This is a genomic window from Rhodococcus sp. WS3, assembly GCF_003797085.1.
Classification (GTDB): domain Bacteria; phylum Actinomycetota; class Actinomycetes; order Mycobacteriales; family Mycobacteriaceae; genus Rhodococcus_F; species Rhodococcus_F globerula.
This window is the reverse complement of sequence record NZ_RKMA01000001.1, coordinates 2,266,402-2,285,178: the sequence shown is the minus strand read 5'-3', so window position 1 is coordinate 2,285,178 and position 18,777 is coordinate 2,266,402. Positions and strand designations below refer to the sequence as shown.

Sequence of the window (18,777 nt, the reverse complement as noted above, 5' to 3'; positions counted from 1 at the left end):
CTGTGGAATTTCGGCAGATGGAGTACTTTCTCGCGGTTGTCGAGAACAAGGGAATCAGTGGTGCGGCTGCCGCGCTGGGCGTCGCTCAGCCGACAGTGTCTCAGGCACTGCGCGGGCTGGAACGCGAACTGGGAGTAAGGCTCTTCCATCGGATCGGGCGGGGGATGGTGCTCAGTGCGGCCGGACGCAGTCTGGTCGGGCCGAGCCGTCAGGTGCTCCGCGATGTTGCTGCCGCCGAGGGGCAGTTGACTGCTGCTGACGGCGCCGTCGTCGGTCGACTCGACATCATGGCGTTTCCCGCTCTCACGTCCGGGACCATCGTCGATCTGATCGCCGAGTTCTGCATTCGGTATCCCCGGGCGCGAGTGAGGTTTTCGGAGTTGGAGCGTGAAGACAATCTCGATTCTCTGATCCGTGACGGCCATTGCGAATTCGCGGTTGCCCATTTGCCCCTCGAAGCAGCGAAGGGATTCGAGATCATCGAGCTGGGGGAACAGGACTATCGACTGGTCTATCCTGTCGGAACCGAACTTCCGGAAGGGCCGGTGCGCCTTGCCGAGATGCCCGACATTCCCATGGTTTTTGTTCCTCGCGGAGCAGCGATGGGCGACGCTATCGAAGACTCGATTCGCAAGGCTGGGACGAGAACCGAGCTCGCCGTCGTCACTGAGCAGCGGGAATCGAGGCTGCCCATGGTCATTGCCGGGCTCGGCGGGTCGTTGGTCGAGCGTGCCGTGGCGAAGTCGATGCCGGGACAGGTTGTGGAGCGGGCCTGTGAGCCGAGATTCCTGCGGACGTACGGGCTTGTCTTCGACCCGTCCATCCTTTCTCCGGTGGGGCAGGCATTCGTGGACTTGGTGCACGAATGCCTGCCGGGCTAGAGACGGCAGATGCGTTCGCGCGCAGCATCGAACTCGGCGGCGAGACGCTCGACCACTGCGTGTGTCGGAAGGACAGCGTCGATCGGTCCGATTCCCTGACCGGCGCCCCAAATGTCGCGCCACGCCTTGGCATCGGTGTCGGTCGTCGCGAAACTCATTGCGGAAGGATCGGATTCGGCTAGGTTGTCCGGGTCCAATCCCGCGGCCTCGATGCTGCCGCGCAGGTAGTTTCCGTGTACTCCGGTGAACAGGTTGGAGTAGACGATGTCGGAGGCCCCGGAACCCACGATCATCTCCTTGTACGCGGGATCGGCGTTAGCCTCTTCGGTTGCGATGAATGCCGAGCCGACGTAGGCCAAGTCGGCTCCCGCAGCGAGTGCAGCGAGAATCGAATCTCCGTGAGCGATGGCGCCAGACAACAGAACTGGACCGGCGAACCACTCCCGGATCTCGAGAATCAGAGCGAACGGTGATTGCGTACCGGCATGACCACCGGCACCGGCAGCTACCGCAATCAGTCCGTCGGCACCCTTCTCGACGGCCTTGCGCGCAAAGCGGTTGTCGATGACGTCGTGAAGGACGATTCCGCCGTACGAATGAACGGCATCGTTGATGTCGGTGCGAGCGCCGAGCGAGGTGATGACGATGGGCACCTCGAACTCGGCGATGGTTGCCAGGTCCTCTTCCAGTCGGTTGTTGGACCGGTGGACGATGAGGTTGACAGCAAAAGGTGCGGACGGATTTTCCGGGTGCTCACGATCGTGTTCCTCTCGCGCCACCGTGATCAGCTTGAGCCAATCCCGTAGCGCTGATTGTGGGCGAGCATTCAGTGCCGGGAACGACCCGATGATCCCAGCGGTGCACTGTGCGATGACGAGGTCAGGAGTCGAGATGATGAACATCGGTGAGGCGAGAACCGGTACCCGCAACCGAGAGGTCAGATCGGCGAAGGTTGTCATCTAGGAACCACCTGTCTTGTCGACGGATTCGAGAAGCCTCGAGCGAAGGTCGGTCTTGAGGACCTTGCCCGCGGCGGAGGTGGGGAGTAGTTCGACCTCGACAACTTCGCGAATCTTCTTGTACGGCAGCACCTGTTCGGCGACAAACGACTTGATCTGCTCGGCGTCGAATTCAGTTCCGGGAATCATCACGACAAAAGCCACCGGCTCTTGACCGTTGCTTCCCACCTCGCGGCCGACGACCGCAGCCGTCGAGATCGCCGGGTGTGAGACCAGAATCTCCTCGAGTTCACGGGGGTAGACGTTGTACCCCTTGTAGATGAGCATGTCCTTGGCCCGGTCGCAGATGAAGAGGTATCCGTCCGAATCCTCGTATGCGATGTCTCCGGTGTCCAGCCACCCGTCGACAAATTGCTGTGCGGTGGTTTCCGGGTGGCCGAGATAGCCGTCGGTGACCTGAGGTCCGCGTACCCATAGTTCGCCGCGTTCGTTCTCGCCGAGAACTGTGTGCCTGTCGATCTGGTCGCGAATCTGGATCTCGGTGTCGAAGATTGGGAACCCGACGCTGCCCTGACGGTATTCCGAACCGTTGATCAGCGGAGCTGCCGTGACAACACAGGTCGCCTCGGTCAGCCCGTAACCCTCGACGACAAGAGCTTTGGGAAATGCGCGGCGGAGAGCTGCTAGCGTGACGCTGTCGATCGGGGCGGCGCCCGAGGACACGACGCAGACGCTGTCGGTGTTGCGCACGTTCGCGTCGGGGTGGACCGACAGTGCGTGCCACATGGCTGGTGAGCCGGTGAGATAGGTGGCGCCGTGCTTTTCGATCAATTCGAGCATTCGACCGGGTTCGAACCGGCCGGCAAAAACTTGAGTGAGGCCGGAAATCAACAGGAACGACGTGTTGAGCAACGAATGTGCGTGGAAGAGAGGCGAGACCACGATGGTCGCCCCCGTTCCCGGCGTCGGCCCGAGCACGTCGAGGCCGTCGATGGGCCTCGGCGTGACGAGTCCGTCGGCACCTACGTCCAACTCGTGCCCGGTTCGCCAGCCACACATCTGAGTGACGTTGCCGACGACGTTGCGGTGAAGAACGCGAACGCCTTTGGAAACTCCGGTGGTGCCGCCGGTGAACGCAATGTGCGCGACGTCGTCACCTCGGACGGAGGCAGGGGTGAATTCGGTGGGTAGGCCCGCGATGAAGGAGCCGAACGCGACGACGGCCTCTGGTGCGTCAACGGCGACGTCGGGGTCCTGAACCATGACGATCGTGCGGACGGAGGTTCCCGACGCTGCCCCGAGGAGTGTGTGCAGCTGTGCGCTTTGAGTGACAGCAGCGACGGCCGACGTCTCCTCGATCTGCTTGCGCAATCCCGGTTCCGGCTGCAATGGGTTGACCAACGTGACCGTTGCCCCGGCCTGCAGGCAGCCGTAGTAAGCCTGCAGGAACTCGACGCAGTTTCCGAGGTGCAGCAACACGACATCACCGACACCGACCCCGGACTGTCGCAGCGCGCCGGCGAATTGTGCACTGCGCTCACCGAGTTCGCGGAACGTGCATGTACGCTCACCGTCCACGACGGCGAGGCGGTCACCGTAGAGAGCCGCCATGCTGGGCGCCCAGTACGCCATGGTGGTGTCTGGATACTGCATGTTGTGGCGCAGTTGTGGATTGGCAGTCATGCCCCCGCCCGTCACCTGGGTGCCATCCGGATAGCGCCGTCGAGTCTGATGGTTTCGCCGTTGAGGTAGCCGTTTTCGAGGATCGATACCGCCAGCTGGCCGAACTCGTCGGGGCGACCCAACCGCGACGGATTGGGAACCGAGGCTTCGAGGCCTGCCCGCACGTCTTCGCGCAGACGTGCCAGCAATGGTGTGTCCATGATGCCTGGCGCGATGGTGTTGACGCGGATACCTCGGCTGGCGAGATCGCGGGCAGCGGTGACGGTCATACCGACGATCCCGGCTTTGGATGCCGTGTAGTTGATCTGGCCGATCTGACCTTCGAAGGCTGCGACCGACGCCGTCATGACGATGGCGCCGCGCTCACCGTCCACGACATCGAGTTCTGCCATCCGCTCGGCGCCGAGACGGAGTGCGTTGAACGAACCGACGAGATTGAGTTTGACGACGAACTCGAAATCCTCGACCGATCCGGCTTTACCGTCCTTGTCGAGAATGCGCATCCGACGTCCGGCGCCGGCGCAATGGACAACAGCGCGTAAGCCACCACGCTCGTGCGCCGCGTCGAGTGCTTCCGCGAATTGTTCGCTGTCGGTGATGTCGGCCTCGACGAACTGTGCCGCAGCCCCGAGATCGGCTGCTATCTGCTTACCTTCGGAGGATGGCAGATCGATCAGGGTGACGTGTGCTCCGGCGTCGAGCAGTCGTCGAGCGGTTGCCAGGCCCAAACCTGAAGCGCCGCCGGTGATCGCGGTGGAAAGTCCCTCGAGTTTCATAAATCAGTTCTTCTTTCCTGCTGGATGACGAGTAGACCGGACAATGACGTCGGGTCAGATCAATTCGAGAATTGTCGCGTTGGCCATGCCGCCGGCTTCGCACATCGACTGCAGTCCGTAACGGATTCCGTTATCGCGCATGTGATGCGCGAGCCGAGTCATCAGAATTGCGCCGGATCCTCCGAGCGGGTGGCCGACCGCGATCGCGCCGCCGAGCGGATTCAGACGATCGATGGCGGCGCCGGTTTCCGCCAACCAGGCCAGTGGGACGGGCGCGAATGCCTCGTTGATCTCGAAGGCGCCGATGTCGTCGATGGACAACCCTGACCGCTCCAATGCCTTTGCCGTGGCGGCAATCGGACCGGTGAGCATGATGACAGGATCATCGGCCGCGACAACTGCTGTGTGAATACGGACGAGGGGCTTCCAGCCACGTGCTCGGGCGTACTCACTGGTCGTGACGAGTGTGGCGCCCGCTCCGTCGGAAATCTGAGAAGAGTTGCCGGCGTGGATCACTCCGTCTGCGTCGAACGCTGCCGGCAGTTTCGCGAGCGACTCCAGGCTTCCTCCTCGCCGAATTCCTTCGTCCTGAGATAAGTCGGCGATCGGAGCAATCTGTCCGGTAAATGCACCCGCATCGGTAGCGCGCGCCGCGAGTTCGTGTGAGCGGAGGGAGTATTCGTCGAGAGCCGTCCGTGTGAGTGCCCATTTGCGAGCCATCATCTCGGCGCCGGTTCCTTGACTGAATCCGTCGACGCCGAATCGTTCGAGTACCGAAGCGGGAAAATGCTCACCGTTCTTGCTGGCAGTTCCCATCGGCACTCGCGACATCGACTCGACGCCGCCCGCTACGACCACGTCGTTCTGACCGGAGATGACGGTGGCCGCGGCGAAGGAGACTGCCTGTTGGCTCGATCCGCAGGCGCGGGTCAGCGTGACCCCGGGAACGCTGTCGGGCCAACCGGCGGCGAGTGCGGCTGTGCGGGCGATGCTTCCGGCTTGTTCGCCGACCTGACTGACGCATCCCCAGATCACGTCGTCGACCGTTGCCGCGTCGAGTCCGGTCCGTTCGGCGAGTGCACGCAGCACGTGTGCAGACAGATCCGCCGGATGGATCTCCGAGAGGGCGCGGCCGCGTCGGCCGATCGGTGTACGTACTGCGTCGACGATGACGGCATCTCGCATGTGTCTCTCCTGCTGTTCGTGCCCGGTGTTGCGACTGTGCGGTCGGGGCGTGCTTCGAGTCGATCACGAGCAAGGGCGACCCGGCAATGTCTTTCGGTGAATGGCTTTGTTAGCGAATGGCTATGAGATCTCAGCCGCGAATGAGCTTTCGGTCGCGGTCGGGATTGGCGAAGACGAGTACCAGAACCGCTGCAATGACGCCGATGATGCCGATTGCCTGGAAGGACTGGGCATAACCGTCGGCAGCCGTTGCGGCGTTATCCACGATGACTCCCGTTGCGTAAGGCGCAATCAGGCCACCGATCGACATGATGGCGAGGAAGAATCCCATGGTTCCGGCAGTCTGCTGCGGCGGGCACAGTTCGGAGATCGCGGCGTTGATGAGTGGGAAAGTGATTGCCGAGAATCCGTAGCCGATCGACACCATGGCGACCGCGAGGGCGGGAGCGGAGATCTGGGGGAGGAACAGGAGAATCGATCCGCAGATCAGAACGCCGACACAGGGAACGATGATGCGAACTGTGCGAGACGTGAAACCGCGGCCGATCAACTTGTCGGTGACGGAACCGGAGGTGATCATGAGGATCAGGCCCACGATCGACGGCAGTGCAAACATCGAACCGGCTTGCATCGCACTGTAACCGAGGCCGACCTCGAAGTACGACGGCAGCCAGGTGAGGACGACGGTGGTCAGCGCGTAGATGGCGGCGATGAGGAAGCAGCAGCTGACAAACGTTCGGGAGAGCAGGATCTTGCGCCACGGAACGTTCGGTTCGGTGACTGCTTTTGCAGTCGTCTCGAATGCTACTTCGGTATCTGCTTGCTTGGTCGCCTTGACTGCCTTGCTCGTGTACGGGCCTTCGGACCAACCGGCCAGCCAGCAACCCATCCACACCAGACCGAGAACGGAGAGCGAGAGAACTGCTGCGCGCCAACCGTAATGAACGGCGATGAACGTCAGCACGGGAGCGAGGGCGATCTTTGCGACGGAAGCGGATCCGGCGAGCATCGCGCCGGGAAGGCCGCGTTTGGCCGGTGGGTGCCACGAATATGCAGCGGTGTGCATCAGAGCCGAACTGGGTCCTTCGGCAAGTCCGAGCAGCATCCTCGAGACGATCAGCATTGCGAGACTTGCGCCGAGAACGAGGGGGAGCATGACCACGGACCAGATCGCCGCCAAGATCAGCAGCGCCCAACGAAGGGTCAGGTACTTGTTCAGGGGTCCGGCCATGAAGCCACCGATGCAGAACATCAGGAAGAACAGTGAGCCGACCATGCCGATTTGCGACGACTTCAGTCCGAGCTCACGTGCAAGCGGCTGAGCGATGATTCCGAGGACTGCTTTGTCGGCGTAGTTGACGACGTAGAGGAAGACGACCAGTCCGGTCATCGTCCATGCACGCTTGCGGGTGCCGAAGACCGGGACGACAGACGATTCTGGTTGGACGTCGTTACGATGCTGCGCGATGTTGGTCACGGGCGTCCCTTCGAGGTTGGTAGGCGGTGGCGATCGTGATCGAAGCACGGCCTCGAAGCGATCGATTGTGTGCGTTGCCGGCAGTCCTATTCAACGTGTTCTGGATCACTTTCGGCAATGTCGCGTCGGTGATCGGAACGATAGCGGTTACCTATGTATCGCAGGTCAGGGGGTATTGGAATGCCCTATCGGACACATAGGTGATGGGTGTTGGATCGCACGCAGCAAATTGAGGCAAGGTGAGAAAAAGGATCACCCTCGTTTCCCTTGACCGACTGGAGTTCATACATGCAGCGCACCGTGTTCAACGAGGATCACGAGGCATTCCGGGCAACCGTCCGCGATTTCATCGCGAAGGAAGTGACGCCAGTCCACGAGAAATGGGAAGAAGACGGTCACCCGCCCCGTGATTTCTATCGCCGGTTGGGTGAGCTGGGCGTACTCGGAATTCAGGTTCCGGAGGAATATGGCGGAGGCGGTGAGTCCTCGCTCAAGTTCAATGTCGTCGTAGCTGAGGAAGTTGCCGCGGCCGGGGCGTCGTTCGGCTCGCAGTCGGTCCATACGAACCTGATCCTGCCGTACCTGCTCGAGTACGCAAACGAGGAACAGAAGAATCGGTGGCTGCCCGGGTTTGCATCCGGCGATCTGATGTTCGCGATTGCGATGACCGAACCGGGAACGGGTTCGGATCTGGCGAACATCGCGACGTCGGCCAAGCTGTCCGAGGACGGTACGCACTATGTGCTCAACGGAGCCAAGACGTTCATCACCGGCGGGGTGCTTGCCGATCGCATTCTGGTGGTGTGCCGGACCGCGCCCAGTACCGCGGAGAACCGTCGTAGTGGATTGTCGATTCTGGTGGTCGATACGTCGTCACCGGGTTTCTCGGTGGGGCGCAAGATCAACAAGATCGGGCTCAAGACCTCGGACACCGCGGAGCTGTCGTTTGTCGACGTCCAGGTGCCCGTCGAGGATCGGCTCGGCGAGGAAGGTGACGGCTTCAGCTATCTGACCCACAACCTGGCGCAGGAACGACTGACCATTGCTTTCGGTGCGGCCGCGACGGCCACTGCAGCACTTCGATTTGCCATCGATTACGTCAAGGATCGCAAGGTCTTCGGCAAGCCGGTTGCGGCGTTCCAGAACACCAAATTCGTTCTGGCGGAGTGCGCTACCGAAGTTGATGCAATCCAGTTGGTGTCCGACAACGCACTGGAGTGTCATGACCGTGGCACGCTGACCATCGCCGATGCAGCAAAGGCAAAGCTGTTCTGTACCGAGGCGGCCGGTCGAGTAATCGACAAATGCCTCCAGTTGCACGGTGGGTACGGGTACATCACCGAGTACCCCATCGCTCGCCTCTACGCTGATACACGCGTCACGCGAATCTACGGTGGTACAAGTGAAGTCATGAAAACCATCATTGCCAAAGATCTTGGCCTCTGACAGTTCCCTTGCGCGCATACAACTTCGGCCTCGGAAAGCATCCCGAGGCCGAAGTTGTATGCGGGTGATCAGAGTGAGGCAGTGCCGACTATGCCGTTCTTTGCCAGTTCGGCCGCACGATCTGCAGTCGTGCCGAGGATCTCGGCCAGTACGGTCACGGAATCTTCGCCGACCACCGGGGCGGGTCCGGTCGTGAAGTGAGTTCCGTTGAATGATGCGGGATGACCGGCGGCGAGGTAGGAACCGATACGAGGTTGTTCGAGCGTCGTGAACATCGGGTTCTTTTCGAGTTCGCCGGATTCGACAACCGTTTCGAAACTCCGGTAGCGCTCGGACAGGATCGATGTCTTGTCCAGTGCTGCAGCAACTTCGGCGCCAGTGTGTTCGCGGAACCATCGCGAGAACAGTGCGGTGAGCACCTCGCGGTGGGTGTACCTGTCGGCTTCGGTGGTGAAATCTGCGCCCAGTGCGGCTTCGACGGCTTCGACGGCGACGGTTGTGCCGGTCATGGCCGTGAGGTCACGGAAATGGCGGGTGGTCAGCGCGACGATCATGAAACGTTCGTTGTCGCTGGTGAGGAAATCGATTCCGTACGTTCCGTACACCGCGTTGCCGCCGGACGTGCGGCTGTGTCCGTTGATCTGGACCTCGGTGAAGTACCCGAGTGTGCCCGCCGTTGCGAGCGCGACGTCTTCGAGGGGGAGCGTGATCTGTGAACCCTCGCCGGTGTTGTCACGTTTGCGTGCTGCGGAGGTAATCGCCAGTGCCGCATGCAATCCACAGGCCATGTCCCAGGCAGGGAGTACGTGATTGACGACGCCGGCGTGGTCTGCAGGCCCGGTCATCATCGGAAATCCCAACCCGGCGTTGACGGTGTAGTCGACTCCGGGGGAGCCGTCGCGGCGGCCCAGGATTTCGAGGGTGATGACGTCCTCTCGCAGGGCGGCGAGGGTGGTGTGGCTCATCCACGCGCGTCCGCCCGCGTTGGTGACCAGGATGCCGTTGCCGGGGCCGGGTGCGGTGACCAGTTGTTGCACCAATGCCTGTCCCTCTTCGGAGCGCATGTTCACGGCGAGTGACTTCTTGCCCTTGTTCAGACCCGTCCAGTAGATGCTCTCGCCCTGGTCGGTCACCGGCCAACGGTTGTAATCGGAAGCGCCGCCGATGGGATCGATTCGGATGACCTCGGCGCCGAGTTGGGAGAGAGTCAGCCCGCACAGGGGAGCCGCGACGAAGCTGGAGATCTCGATGATGCGGAGTCCTGCCAACGGGCCGGCGGAGGTGTTCTGGGTGGTCATGATGGTCCTTAGCGTGTCGGTCATGCCATCAGAGCTGTGAATCGCCAGTCCAGCACGGGAGTGTCGGTGGCAGAGCTGTTGTGGGAGTAGACAAGTGATCGAAGCTCGACGGCAGTGCCGTGTTCGAGTGGAGTGGCGCTCTCGACGCGGAGTTCGCTGGTGAGTGTATCGCCTTCGTGGACGGGTCCGGTGTGATCACATGAGTGCCATCCGAGGACGGTGACCAGGTTCGGGAGTGCCCGAGTTGCCTGCGCGAGGGCGATACCGATGGTGTGGCCACCGTAGACAAGACGACCATGGGCGCCGACGCGTTCGTCGTGATGTGTCGCCGCGATGTTGAGGCTCAACCGGGCGAGCTCGGGTGCGCTGGAGACGACGTCGCCGCTGCTGCGGTGGATCGAACCGACCAATTCCGGCTCGAAGTGCTTGCCGGGAACCTTGTTTCGATAGGCGTCGAGGTTCCAGTCTTTCGGCGTCACGTACGGGGCGAGCGCGTCAGGGCCGATGGACGACAGATCGTCGTCGTGCCGCGTGCGCCCGTCGTCTGGATTGCCGCTCAGTGGCAGCATCGCACATCGGTAGAAGTCGAGAACGGTGTTGCCGTTCTGGTCGGTGGACGTCATCCGCAGTGCCGCAAGGCCGGTGGGGGCGCGGCCGGGCTTGGACGAGTTTTCGCGCAGTCCTACCACCTCGGTACGCGTGTACAGGGTGTCGCCGAGTAGTGGGAAGCGGTGGAATCGCAGTCCGCGGTAGAACAGGTTGGCCTTCACATGGTGGGTAACCACCGTGGACTGGCCGATCGCGATGTCGGTTACCAAGCCGGGATTGGCAACGGGTGCAGCACTTCCCGTAACTGCAGTCGAGAGATGGGCGTCGAGGGAAAGTCGCATCCGGTCGCCGAGGATGGCCTGATGGGTGGCGGCGAGGCCACTCGTCAGCGTTACGGCGGGCGCTTCGTCGTAAACCTGCCCGTGGGTGAGCTCGTCGAAATACGGTCCACCTACATAATGCTCGGCGGCGTAATGGTCGCTCCCATTCTGTGTGCTCATACGCTGACTCCTTCTGCTCGGGCAAGTGTGCGACGTGCTGCGACGGCGACGGCTTCGTCGAGCATCTGGCCGTCGAGTTGCGCTGCGCCGGCGCCGGAGGCTTCGGCTTCTTCGAGTGCGCCCAGGACGCGTCGAGCGTCGGTGACATCGGAGTCCGATGGTGTGAATGCCTCAGTAGCGGAATCGATCTGTGCCGGGTGGATAACCCACTTTCCGTCGAATCCGAGCGCGCTGGTCCAGGCCGCGGAGTGGCGGAAGGCGTCGTCGTCGGTGATCCCGAGGAAGGGGCCGTCGATGGCAGCGATACCGGCAGTGCGGCAGGCGATCAGAATTCTGTCCTGCACGGCCAGCCAGTGCTCCGGGAGAGCGGTCCGCGAGCGTCCCAGTGCTGCACCGAGATCGGCGTATCCGATGACGATTGCCTGAAGGCGCGTCGTCGATCGGGTGACGGCGTCGACGTTCGAGACGCCCAACGGTGTCTCGATAAGCGCCTGCAGGGTAACGGAGTTTCCGCCTGCTGCCACGAGAATTCGCTGCGCTTCGAGGAGTTCCTCGGGAGACTCCACCTTCGGGACTATCGCACTGGTCAGCGATTCGCCGAGTGTGCCGCACGCGGTCATGTCGCCCTCGAACCACGGGGTGGTCGGTCCGTTGACGCGCACGGACACGGTTCGGGTTGCGCCGAACTCGCGAACGAGTTCGGTGACAAGCTCGCGGGCGGCGTGTTTATTGGCCGTGGTGACGGCGTCTTCGAGATCGAGGATCACCTCGTCCGCGGTCGAGTTCAGTGCTTTGCGTGCTTTGCGCTCGTCGCTGCCGGGCGCAACCAGGGCGGTGCGGCGTCGGACAGTTGGGTACTCGTTGTTTGTCACGTGTGTCGATTACCTCGATCAGGGCCCAAATGTACGGCCAGTTGAAAATGTGGTGAGTTGCCGTGAATCAGTCGAAATTGCGTGGCTATTTCCAGAATTGCACTGGTTTTCCCACGATGCTGGCAGCATTTGCGGGTGACTGTCAAGGCGAAGTGTTGACAAAGGGCCAACAATGGCTAAATATGGCCGTACAAACTTTGAACAATGTCGAGGCGGATTCATGCTCAAGCTCAACGACGAAGAGACCTTCCTGGTCGACACGGTGCGATCGTTCATAGATCGCGAGGTCAAGCCTTCCGTGCAGGAGGTGGAGCACGCGAACGAATATCCCGAAAAGTGGATCGACCAGATGAAGCAGATCGGGATCTACGGCCTCGCCATTCCCGAGGAATACGGTGGATGCCCTGTATCGATGCCTTGCTATGCGCAGGTAACCCAGGAGCTGTCCAGAGGTTGGATGACGCTAGCGGGTGCGATGGGTGGCCATACGGTGGTAGCCAAGCTCATCACCCTGTTCGGCACCGAGGAACAGAAACTGAAGTATCTGCCGCTGATGGCAACCGGTGAAATTCGAGCCACCATGGCTCTTACCGAACCGGGTGGTGGCTCCGATCTGCAGGCGATGACAACCAACGCCAAGAGTGACGGTACCGATCTGGTCATCAACGGAGCCAAGACCTGGATCACCAATGCGCGGCGATCCGGTGTGATCGCACTGTTGTGCAAGACGGATCCTTCGGCAAGTCCGCGGCATGCCGGTATCTCGATCGTCCTGGTCGAACAGGGCGAGGGGCTCAACGTTTCCCGTGATCTCCCCAAGCTCGGCTACAAGGGCGTCGAGAGCTGCGAGTTGTCCTTCGACAACTACCGCATCTCTGAAGACGCGATCCTCGGCGGCGTGCCTGGTAAGGGTTTCGGTCAGATGATGAAGGGCCTCGAAACCGGCCGTATCCAGGTGGCTTGCCGGGCGCTCGGTGTTGCGACCGCTGCACTCGAGGATTCGCTTGCCTACGCGCAGCAGCGTGAAAGCTTCGGCAAACCGATCTGGAAGCATCAGTCGATCGGTAACTACCTCGCGGACATGGCGACGAAGCTGACCGCGGCTCGGCAATTGACCTGGCACGCGGCAGAGAAGTACGACAGCGGCGAGCGGTGCGACATGGAAGCCGGAATGGCCAAGCTGTATGCGTCCGAGGTCGCCATGGAAATTGCGTTGTCCGCGGTCCGCATTCACGGTGGCTACGGTTATTCGACGGAATACGACGTAGAGCGCTACTTCCGGGACGCCCCACTGATGATCGTGGGCGAGGGCACCAACGAGATTCAGCGCAATGTCATCGTCGCGCAGCTGGTTGCGCGCGGTGGTCTGTGACCACTCGGTGAGCCAGTAGAATCTGAATGCTATGAGCGGTAAGGAAAGAGAGACGGAGCCGGCGTATCAACGCCTCTCCCGTGAGCTTCGTCAGCAGATATCCGCCGGAACTTACCGCGACGGCCTTCAGCTACCCACCGAATCCGAACTGGCGGCGCGGCACGGCGTGAGCCGCCAGACGGTTCGACGAGCATTCCACGACCTGGTTTCCGAAGGCATCGTGTATCGGGTCCCGGGTCGCGGCACGTTCGTGACGGAGAACACCGGCCAGTATCTGCGGCATCTGGGGTCCATCGAAGACCTGATGAACCTGTCGAAGGACACGACAATGGAAGTCGTCGCGCCACTGGTTCGGCGTGTGGACATCGAAGCGGCAAGCAGGCTCCGGTTGGATACGGATGTGGTGTATACGGTGGTGTTTCGCCGATTTCACGAGGGCATTCCCTTTGTGCAGACTACCGCGCACCTGCCCGAAGCGGTTGCCCGTCACATCGTCGACGCACCCGAAATGTTGGCAGGTGCCGTCAGCTCCTATACCGTGATCGGGTTATTGGAGCCACTGTTGGACAGTCCGATAATCGAAGCAGCGCAGTCGATTACAGTGGCACCGGCTACTGCTGACGTTGCCAGGGACGTGAATTGTGAACCCGGGCATGCGATGTTGCGCGTCGATCGCCTGTATACCAACGCTGCCGGTCTGGCCAACGAATTGTCCGTCAGCTACTTCCTGCCCGAGCAGTACACCTATCGAGTGACGCTACGACGAGGCGCGCACTAGCGGTTCCCGCGGTCGTATCTCGTTGTCACCCAAAATCTCTCAGGAGAGACCATGCGAGTATTCAACGGAATCGACGACGTCGAGTCGGCAGTAGGCGAGCACCTCGGATACAGCGAGTGGTTTCCGGTCACCCAGGAGCGAGTCGACAAGTTTGCCGACGCGACAGAAGATCACCAGTGGATTCACGTGGATCCCGAACGCGCCGCGCAGGGTCCGTACGGCGGCACCATTGCACACGGCTACCTGACCCTGTCACTGCTGCCTGTGCTCGGTGCCCAGGTGATGCGCGTCGACGGCATTGCCATGACTGTCAACTACGGCAGCAACAAGGTTCGCTTCCCAGAGCCGGTCAAGGTCGGTTCGTCGGTTCGCGCAGGCGCTGAAATTCTGTCGTTCGAGCGCACTGCGAAGGGCGCGACGATTGTCGTGCGCTACACGATCGAGATCAAGGGCGCTACCAAGCCTGCGCTTGTTGCCGAGACGGTTCGCCTGCTTGTCGCCTGATTCATTCTCACACTTACAGAACAAGATTCGAGGAAATCATGAAACGAGCAGCGCTGGTTGCGCCGGTTCGGACCGGGGTGGGCCGCTTCGGCGGGGCACTGCGTGACGTACCTGCCGAGACTTTGGCAGCCACAGTGATCAAGGAGACGGTTCGTCGCAGCGGCATCGACCCTGCCCGCATCGACGATGTTGCGATGGGGCAGTCGTACGCCAATTCGGAGGCACCGTGCATCGGCCGGTGGGCAGCGCTCGAGGCCGGGCTTCCCATCTCGGTTGCCGGTTTCCAGACGGATCGCCGATGCGGAACGGGCCTGCAGGCCATCATCACCGCGGCGATGATGGTTCAAACAGGCGCTGCTGATGTGGTTCTCGCGGGCGGTGTCGAATCAATGAGTGGCATCGAGCACTACACCACCGGAGCGCGGTGGGGCACCAAAGCCGGTGGGCTGCAACTGTTCGACAGGCTTGATCGTGGGCGTGAGCGGTCACAGCCGGAGTGGCGATTCGGCAAGATCAGCGGCATGATCGAAACCGCCGAGAATGTTGCGCAACGCTGCGACATCAGTCGCGAGCAGTCTGATCAGTTTGCGGTGGACAGTCATCGCAAGGCGACGGCAGCGCGAGATTCCGGCCGTTTCGACACCGAGATCGTCTCCGTGGAACTGACCGATCGTAAGGGCAACGTCACGGAGTTCCGCAGCGACGAGGGAATTCGCGACGACACGTCGATGGACACACTCGGTCGGTTGCGGACCGTCACGAAGGGTGGCGTCGTCACGGCCGGAAATGCCAGTCAGCAGAATGACGCTGCGGCTGCGATGTTGGTGGTTGCCGAAGATCGACTGGACGAGTTGGGTCTCGAACCGATCGGCTTCCTGGACAGTTGGGCTGCCGCCGGCTGTGAACCCGCGCTGATGGGACTCGGACCCGTCGCAGCAGTATCGAAGCTCTTTGCCCGGACCGGCGGCAGCTTCTCCGATTTCGAGTTGGTGGAGCTGAACGAGGCATTTGCGTGCCAGGTTCTCGGCGTCGTGAAGGAATGGGGCTTCGAGGACCTCGATCGGCTGAACGTCAACGGGTCCGGAATTTCACTCGGACATCCCGTCGGTGCGACGGGTGCCCGAATGACGACTACAGCCCTGCATGAACTCAGTCGCCGCGGTAGCGGAAAAGCGCTGCTGACCATGTGTATCGGCGGCGGGCAGGGCCTGGCCGCTGTGGTGGAATCCGCCTGAGCGTCCCCTGGGTACACTCCGTATGAGGGATAACAGCACTACGGAGGCGGTCGGGCATGGAGTCAAGCGGCGCTTTGAACATCGCCGATGTCCGGCGCGGGCAGGCGGCGCTCGAGGGCCTGGACGTGACTGTGTGGTCCAACAGGTTTGAACTGCTGTCCGATGCCAATCGCCTTCGGCTTCTCCTGTGTCTGCATCACGCGCCGGGGATCTGTGTCACGGACTTGTCCGTGGCATTGGGAATGAGCGGGACGGCTGTCTCGCATGCACTTCGGCTGCTTCGGAGCCAGGGGTGGGTGACAGCCACGCGAGACGGCCGTTCGATGCGTTACCAATTGGCTGACGACACCGTTCACCAGCTACTTCACTCGATCGGCGCCACGCACTTCGGCGACGATCCCACACATGGTCACTCGCACGACTGAACTACCACGCCTGAACTACGGAGTGGCGAAGAATTTCTCCACTGCCGGTGCGGCATTCGGGTTTCCGTTCATGATGCCGTTGCCCAGACCGATACCCGTTCCGATGGCTCCGCCGACGATGCATCCGGCGATGAAGTTGGGGAAGATCGACAAGCACCCAATCCCGATACCCGTGGCCGCACCGCCGAGCGTCGACTGCAAGCCGCCGTTGTTCCACCCGATATTGATTTCGTTCGTCATGGTGTCGAACGCAGCTTGTTTGGCATCGTTACCGGGGAAAAGCGTCGCTGCAGTTGGACTGTTCGTGCTTACCGGTTGGTTGAACGGATCGAAGCCGGTGTTCGGAGCTGCAACAGCCGTGCCGGCGCCTGCGCCGACGGCAGCAACGACAATCGCGGTCATGGTCAGAGTTCGGGACAGTTTCATGGGGAAAGCCAATCTGTCTGTGTGGAACTTTCGGGCACAAGCGGACCCGTCGACTTCCTCGCGACGGGTCGTGACAAGTGGCTACCCGGCTCCGATACCTCTGAAACCGCCCAGTCTCATTCGTTATTCGACACTCGAGCGCGGAGCGCTTCGTTCTCGGCGGCGAGCCTGGCAACGTCCGCCTGGAGTGAGTCGATCTGTTCCTGTAGTGGCCTGCGGGCAAGCGCCAGAGATTCGTCCATTCGTTCCTTGTCGTAGCGCGGAGTGATGTTTCGCGCGCAGTTCCAATCGAATGCTTCCACGTCGATGACTATCGAGCGCTGCGCCTTGGCCGACATGATGCCGCCGGGAACCTCCAGAAGTTGTTGCAGCAGCGTGGGGTCGGCATCGGCGTCGACTACGTGAGCGCGGCCGTAGATTTTCAGGCGGGTTCGTGTCGGATAGTCGACGACAAAGAGCGAGACGCGGTTGTTGGTCTCGAGGTTGCCGAGTGTCACGAATTGTTGATTTCCGGGCAGGTCGGCAAAGCCGATTCGGTTCGGACCCAACACGTGGAGAAACCCGCGGGGACCACCACGATGCTGGATGTACGGCCAACCGTCGGAAGTGACCGTGGACAGAAAGAACGAATCGACAGATGTAACGAAACCCTGAGCGCGAGAGTCGAATTCCATGGGGCCGGTATCGGGATGATCGAGTTTGGATCCGTAGATCGTGAAACTGCCCGACTCGCGCTGGCGCTCGACAGCAGCGGGTGAGAACGCGATGTGTGCGTATCGACTCGACATGATTACTCTCCTTGCGCTCAGTGCCAACAATGATCTTGCGCTCAGTGCCAACGGTGATCGGCGATTGCGGTGCGCGGCCCGAACTTCGGTTTGACGGCCTGGCCGCTGACCTGCAGGAGCCGGACCGCCCGATACCGATGCGGTTGCAGGGGAGCGAGGTACTCGACCATACGAGCGTCGTCGATCGGTTCGCCGAGGAGTGACCAGCCGACAACTGCGGCGAGATGGTAGTCGCCCACCGACAGAGCGTCCGAATCGCCGAATGCACGCTGGGCCACCTCCGCGGCCGTCCAGATTCCGACGCCGGGCACGGCTCGCAATCGCCTCGTCGCCTCCGCCCTCGAGAAGGTCGACGCTTGCTCGAGCCGATCGGCGACCCGAGCGCACTGCACGATCGTCTTGGATCTTGCCGGGTCCACGTTCGCGCGATGAAACTCCCACGACGGCATCCGTCGCCACTGATCCGCGGTGAGTGGAACTCGCATTCCGTCGGGCGCCGGTCCGGGAGCTCGTTCTCCGAACTTGGTCAGCAGACGTCGCCACGCTGCAAAGGCGTCGACGCCGTGGACACGTTGTTCGAGGATGGCGGGGACGAGAGCCTCCATGACGCGTCCGGTGCGTCCGATCCGCAGATGCGGGAAGCGTCGATGAGCTTCGGCCAGCTTGGGATGTTCGGGAGCAAAATCGTCGGCTTCGTCGTCGAGACCGAGCAATGCTTCGGCTCCGCTCAGGAACTCCGTAGCGCCGACGCCCCACGACTGCACGCGGACGGTGTGGCGATCCGACTGTGTAATGCGGTAGGTCACAGGACCCGAAAGTTGGCGGGAAACTCGCCAGATCGCGCCGTCCGGGGTACGCCTGTGAGCGGGGTCGCCAGGTCCGCGCTGATGCGGGCTGAGCGTCAGCGCGGCATCGAGTGGTCGCTGAGAAGTCACCGTGACTTCGGCAGCCTCGAGTTTCGGCGTCATCGTCGGCCAGCGTATCTGCAACGGTCGCCCCGCGTTCAGACACATGTCGGTGGGGCAACGTAAGGTCCGAGCCATGATCATCGTGAGCACCGACGGATCCTGTCTGCGCAACCCCGGCGGAGCTATCGGCTGGGCTTGGGTAAATCACGAGGGTCCGTCGATGTCGGGCGGCGAATCATCCGGAACCAACCAGATCGCCGAGTTGAGGGCGCTCTTCGAGGCCGTTGTCGCTCACCCCGGAGACGAGCCTTTGCTCATCGAATCGGACTCCCAGTACGCCATCAAATGTGCATCCGAGTGGCTGCCGAGTTGGAAGCGCAAGGGCTGGAAAACCGCGGGCGGCGGCGCTGTCAAGAACCTGGAACTGGTGCAGAGCATCGACCGTGCCATCACCGATCGTGTCGGGCCGGTGCGTTTCCGTTGGGTCCGCGGGCACGTGGGCAACCACTACAACGAGATGGCCGACAAGCTGGCAGGCGAAGCCGCCCGTGCGATTGTCTCCGGGGACATCGAGTCGGTACCACTTGCTGCGCAGACACCGGTGCCGGTGAAAAAAGAAGTAACCGCCGTGAACTCCTCGTACAAGGAGAAGTCCACGACGGCTGTCGAACCGGAAGATCTGTTCACACTGTTCTAAAAAGGCCTTCGGCCCTGT

At 61.7% G+C, this 18,777-nt stretch carries 19 protein-coding genes; 8 read left to right on the top strand and 11 right to left on the bottom strand.

The annotated features are described in order from the left end of the window. Positions 1-2 precede the first annotated feature (2 nt). The gene (locus EEB13_RS10345; protein ID WP_033233289.1) at positions 3-881 is read left to right on the top strand and encodes a LysR family transcriptional regulator; all 879 of its coding nucleotides are present in this window, start codon (positions 3-5) and stop codon (positions 879-881) included. Here the strand turns inward: EEB13_RS10345 and EEB13_RS10340 are convergent. The 5 genes from EEB13_RS10340 to EEB13_RS10320 form a co-directional block, all read right to left on the bottom strand. After that, entirely contained in the window at positions 878-1,840 is a 963-nt protein-coding gene (locus EEB13_RS10340) for an NAD(P)H-dependent flavin oxidoreductase (protein ID WP_141485167.1), read from the bottom strand. The genes EEB13_RS10345 and EEB13_RS10340 overlap by 4 nt on opposite strands. After that, a complete protein-coding gene (locus EEB13_RS10335) occupies positions 1,841-3,523 on the bottom strand; it encodes a class I adenylate-forming enzyme family protein (RefSeq protein WP_187328525.1) in 1,683 nt (560 codons plus the stop codon). Positions 3,524-3,534: 11 nt separating this feature from the next. Beyond that, a complete protein-coding gene (locus tag EEB13_RS10330) occupies positions 3,535-4,299 on the bottom strand; it encodes an SDR family NAD(P)-dependent oxidoreductase (RefSeq protein ID WP_045065012.1) in 765 nt (254 codons plus the stop codon). Positions 4,300-4,353: 54 nt separating this feature from the next. Further along, positions 4,354-5,484: a thiolase family protein gene (locus EEB13_RS10325; RefSeq protein ID WP_141485165.1), complete on the bottom strand. Its 1,131-nt coding sequence runs from the start codon at positions 5,482-5,484 to the stop codon at positions 4,354-4,356. Between the two features lie 130 nt (positions 5,485-5,614). Further along, on the bottom strand, positions 5,615-6,952 hold the full coding sequence (locus tag EEB13_RS10320) for an MFS transporter (protein WP_410055761.1): 1,338 nt from the start codon (positions 6,950-6,952) through the stop codon (positions 5,615-5,617). A gap of 297 nt (positions 6,953-7,249) precedes the next feature. Between EEB13_RS10320 and EEB13_RS10315 the strand changes: the two genes are divergently transcribed. Further along, the gene (locus EEB13_RS10315; protein ID WP_045065007.1) at positions 7,250-8,407 is read left to right on the top strand and encodes an acyl-CoA dehydrogenase family protein; all 1,158 of its coding nucleotides are present in this window, start codon (positions 7,250-7,252) and stop codon (positions 8,405-8,407) included. Positions 8,408-8,475: 68 nt separating this feature from the next. On the opposite strand, the gene EEB13_RS10310 is transcribed toward EEB13_RS10315, so the two are convergent. The 3 genes from EEB13_RS10310 to EEB13_RS10300 are packed head-to-tail and all read right to left on the bottom strand — an operon-like array spanning position 8,476 to position 11,626. Next, on the bottom strand, positions 8,476-9,705 hold the full coding sequence (locus EEB13_RS10310) for a CoA transferase (RefSeq protein WP_141485164.1): 1,230 nt from the start codon (positions 9,703-9,705) through the stop codon (positions 8,476-8,478). Positions 9,706-9,725: 20 nt separating this feature from the next. After that, complete coding sequence (locus tag EEB13_RS10305) at positions 9,726-10,754, bottom strand: MaoC family dehydratase (RefSeq protein ID WP_141485163.1); 1,029 nt, start codon at positions 10,752-10,754, stop codon at positions 9,726-9,728. Continuing rightward, complete coding sequence (locus EEB13_RS10300) at positions 10,751-11,626, bottom strand: HpcH/HpaI aldolase/citrate lyase family protein (RefSeq protein ID WP_141485162.1); 876 nt, start codon at positions 11,624-11,626, stop codon at positions 10,751-10,753. Before EEB13_RS10300 ends, EEB13_RS10305 begins: the two co-directional genes overlap by 4 nt. 220 nt (positions 11,627-11,846) lie before the next feature. Here EEB13_RS10300 and EEB13_RS10295 point away from each other — a divergent pair, with 220 nt between their 5' ends. From EEB13_RS10295 to EEB13_RS10275, 5 genes are read left to right on the top strand one after another with little or no spacing between them, the layout of a single operon-like run. Beyond that, positions 11,847-12,998: an acyl-CoA dehydrogenase family protein gene (locus tag EEB13_RS10295; protein WP_033233268.1), complete on the top strand. Its 1,152-nt coding sequence runs from the start codon at positions 11,847-11,849 to the stop codon at positions 12,996-12,998. Between the two features lie 31 nt (positions 12,999-13,029). Continuing rightward, the gene (locus EEB13_RS10290; RefSeq protein ID WP_033233266.1) at positions 13,030-13,776 is read left to right on the top strand and encodes a GntR family transcriptional regulator; all 747 of its coding nucleotides are present in this window, start codon (positions 13,030-13,032) and stop codon (positions 13,774-13,776) included. 51 nt (positions 13,777-13,827) lie between these two features. Further along, a complete protein-coding gene (locus tag EEB13_RS10285; protein WP_116102726.1) occupies positions 13,828-14,280 on the top strand; it encodes a MaoC family dehydratase in 453 nt (150 codons plus the stop codon). A 38-nt stretch (positions 14,281-14,318) separates the two neighbouring features. Beyond that, positions 14,319-15,515: an acetyl-CoA C-acetyltransferase gene (locus EEB13_RS10280; protein WP_033233262.1), complete on the top strand. Its 1,197-nt coding sequence runs from the start codon at positions 14,319-14,321 to the stop codon at positions 15,513-15,515. Positions 15,516-15,571: 56 nt separating this feature from the next. Continuing rightward, positions 15,572-15,940, top strand: coding sequence for an ArsR/SmtB family transcription factor (locus EEB13_RS10275; RefSeq protein WP_033233260.1), 369 nt, complete (start codon positions 15,572-15,574; stop codon positions 15,938-15,940). 15 nt (positions 15,941-15,955) lie between these two features. Here the strand turns inward: EEB13_RS10275 and EEB13_RS10270 are convergent, their stop codons facing one another. The 3 genes from EEB13_RS10270 to EEB13_RS10260 all read right to left on the bottom strand — a co-directional run bounded on the left by EEB13_RS10270 (position 15,956) and on the right by EEB13_RS10260 (position 18,122). Next, on the bottom strand, positions 15,956-16,366 hold the full coding sequence (locus EEB13_RS10270) for a hypothetical protein (protein WP_033233259.1): 411 nt from the start codon (positions 16,364-16,366) through the stop codon (positions 15,956-15,958). 116 nt (positions 16,367-16,482) lie between these two features. Then, complete coding sequence (locus tag EEB13_RS10265; protein WP_095887163.1) at positions 16,483-17,154, bottom strand: pyridoxamine 5'-phosphate oxidase family protein; 672 nt, start codon at positions 17,152-17,154, stop codon at positions 16,483-16,485. Between the two features lie 41 nt (positions 17,155-17,195). Beyond that, positions 17,196-18,122 (bottom strand): DNA-3-methyladenine glycosylase family protein, encoded by a 927-nt coding sequence (locus tag EEB13_RS10260; protein WP_033233255.1) that lies wholly within the window; start codon positions 18,120-18,122, stop codon positions 17,196-17,198. A 73-nt stretch (positions 18,123-18,195) separates the two neighbouring features. Here EEB13_RS10260 and EEB13_RS10255 point away from each other — a divergent pair, with 73 nt between their 5' ends. Next, positions 18,196-18,759, top strand: coding sequence for a ribonuclease H (locus EEB13_RS10255; RefSeq protein ID WP_033233812.1), 564 nt, complete (start codon positions 18,196-18,198; stop codon positions 18,757-18,759). Positions 18,760-18,777: the final 18 nt, after the last annotated feature.

Coding starts and splice junctions, on each gene's coding strand:
- EEB13_RS10340 (WP_141485167.1), bottom strand. CDS start 1,840: ATGACAACCTTCGCCGATCTGACCTCTCGGTTGCGGGTACCGGTTCTC.
- EEB13_RS10335 (WP_187328525.1), bottom strand. CDS start 3,523: ATGACTGCCAATCCACAACTGCGCCACAACATGCAGTATCCAGACACC.
- EEB13_RS10330 (WP_045065012.1), bottom strand. CDS start 4,299: ATGAAACTCGAGGGACTTTCCACCGCGATCACCGGCGGCGCTTCAGGT.
- EEB13_RS10325 (WP_141485165.1), bottom strand. CDS start 5,484: ATGCGAGATGCCGTCATCGTCGACGCAGTACGTACACCGATCGGCCGA.
- EEB13_RS10315 (WP_045065007.1), top strand. CDS start 7,250: ATGCAGCGCACCGTGTTCAACGAGGATCACGAGGCATTCCGGGCAACC.
- EEB13_RS10310 (WP_141485164.1), bottom strand. CDS start 9,705: ATGACCACCCAGAACACCTCCGCCGGCCCGTTGGCAGGACTCCGCATC.
- EEB13_RS10305 (WP_141485163.1), bottom strand. CDS start 10,754: ATGAGCACACAGAATGGGAGCGACCATTACGCCGCCGAGCATTATGTA.
- EEB13_RS10295 (WP_033233268.1), top strand. CDS start 11,847: ATGCTCAAGCTCAACGACGAAGAGACCTTCCTGGTCGACACGGTGCGA.
- EEB13_RS10290 (WP_033233266.1), top strand. CDS start 13,030: ATGAGCGGTAAGGAAAGAGAGACGGAGCCGGCGTATCAACGCCTCTCC.
- EEB13_RS10285 (WP_116102726.1), top strand. CDS start 13,828: ATGCGAGTATTCAACGGAATCGACGACGTCGAGTCGGCAGTAGGCGAG.
- EEB13_RS10280 (WP_033233262.1), top strand. CDS start 14,319: ATGAAACGAGCAGCGCTGGTTGCGCCGGTTCGGACCGGGGTGGGCCGC.
- EEB13_RS10275 (WP_033233260.1), top strand. CDS start 15,572: ATGGAGTCAAGCGGCGCTTTGAACATCGCCGATGTCCGGCGCGGGCAG.
- EEB13_RS10270 (WP_033233259.1), bottom strand. CDS start 16,366: ATGAAACTGTCCCGAACTCTGACCATGACCGCGATTGTCGTTGCTGCC.
- EEB13_RS10265 (WP_095887163.1), bottom strand. CDS start 17,154: ATGTCGAGTCGATACGCACACATCGCGTTCTCACCCGCTGCTGTCGAG.
- EEB13_RS10260 (WP_033233255.1), bottom strand. CDS start 18,122: ATGACGCCGAAACTCGAGGCTGCCGAAGTCACGGTGACTTCTCAGCGA.
- EEB13_RS10255 (WP_033233812.1), top strand. CDS start 18,196: ATGATCATCGTGAGCACCGACGGATCCTGTCTGCGCAACCCCGGCGGA.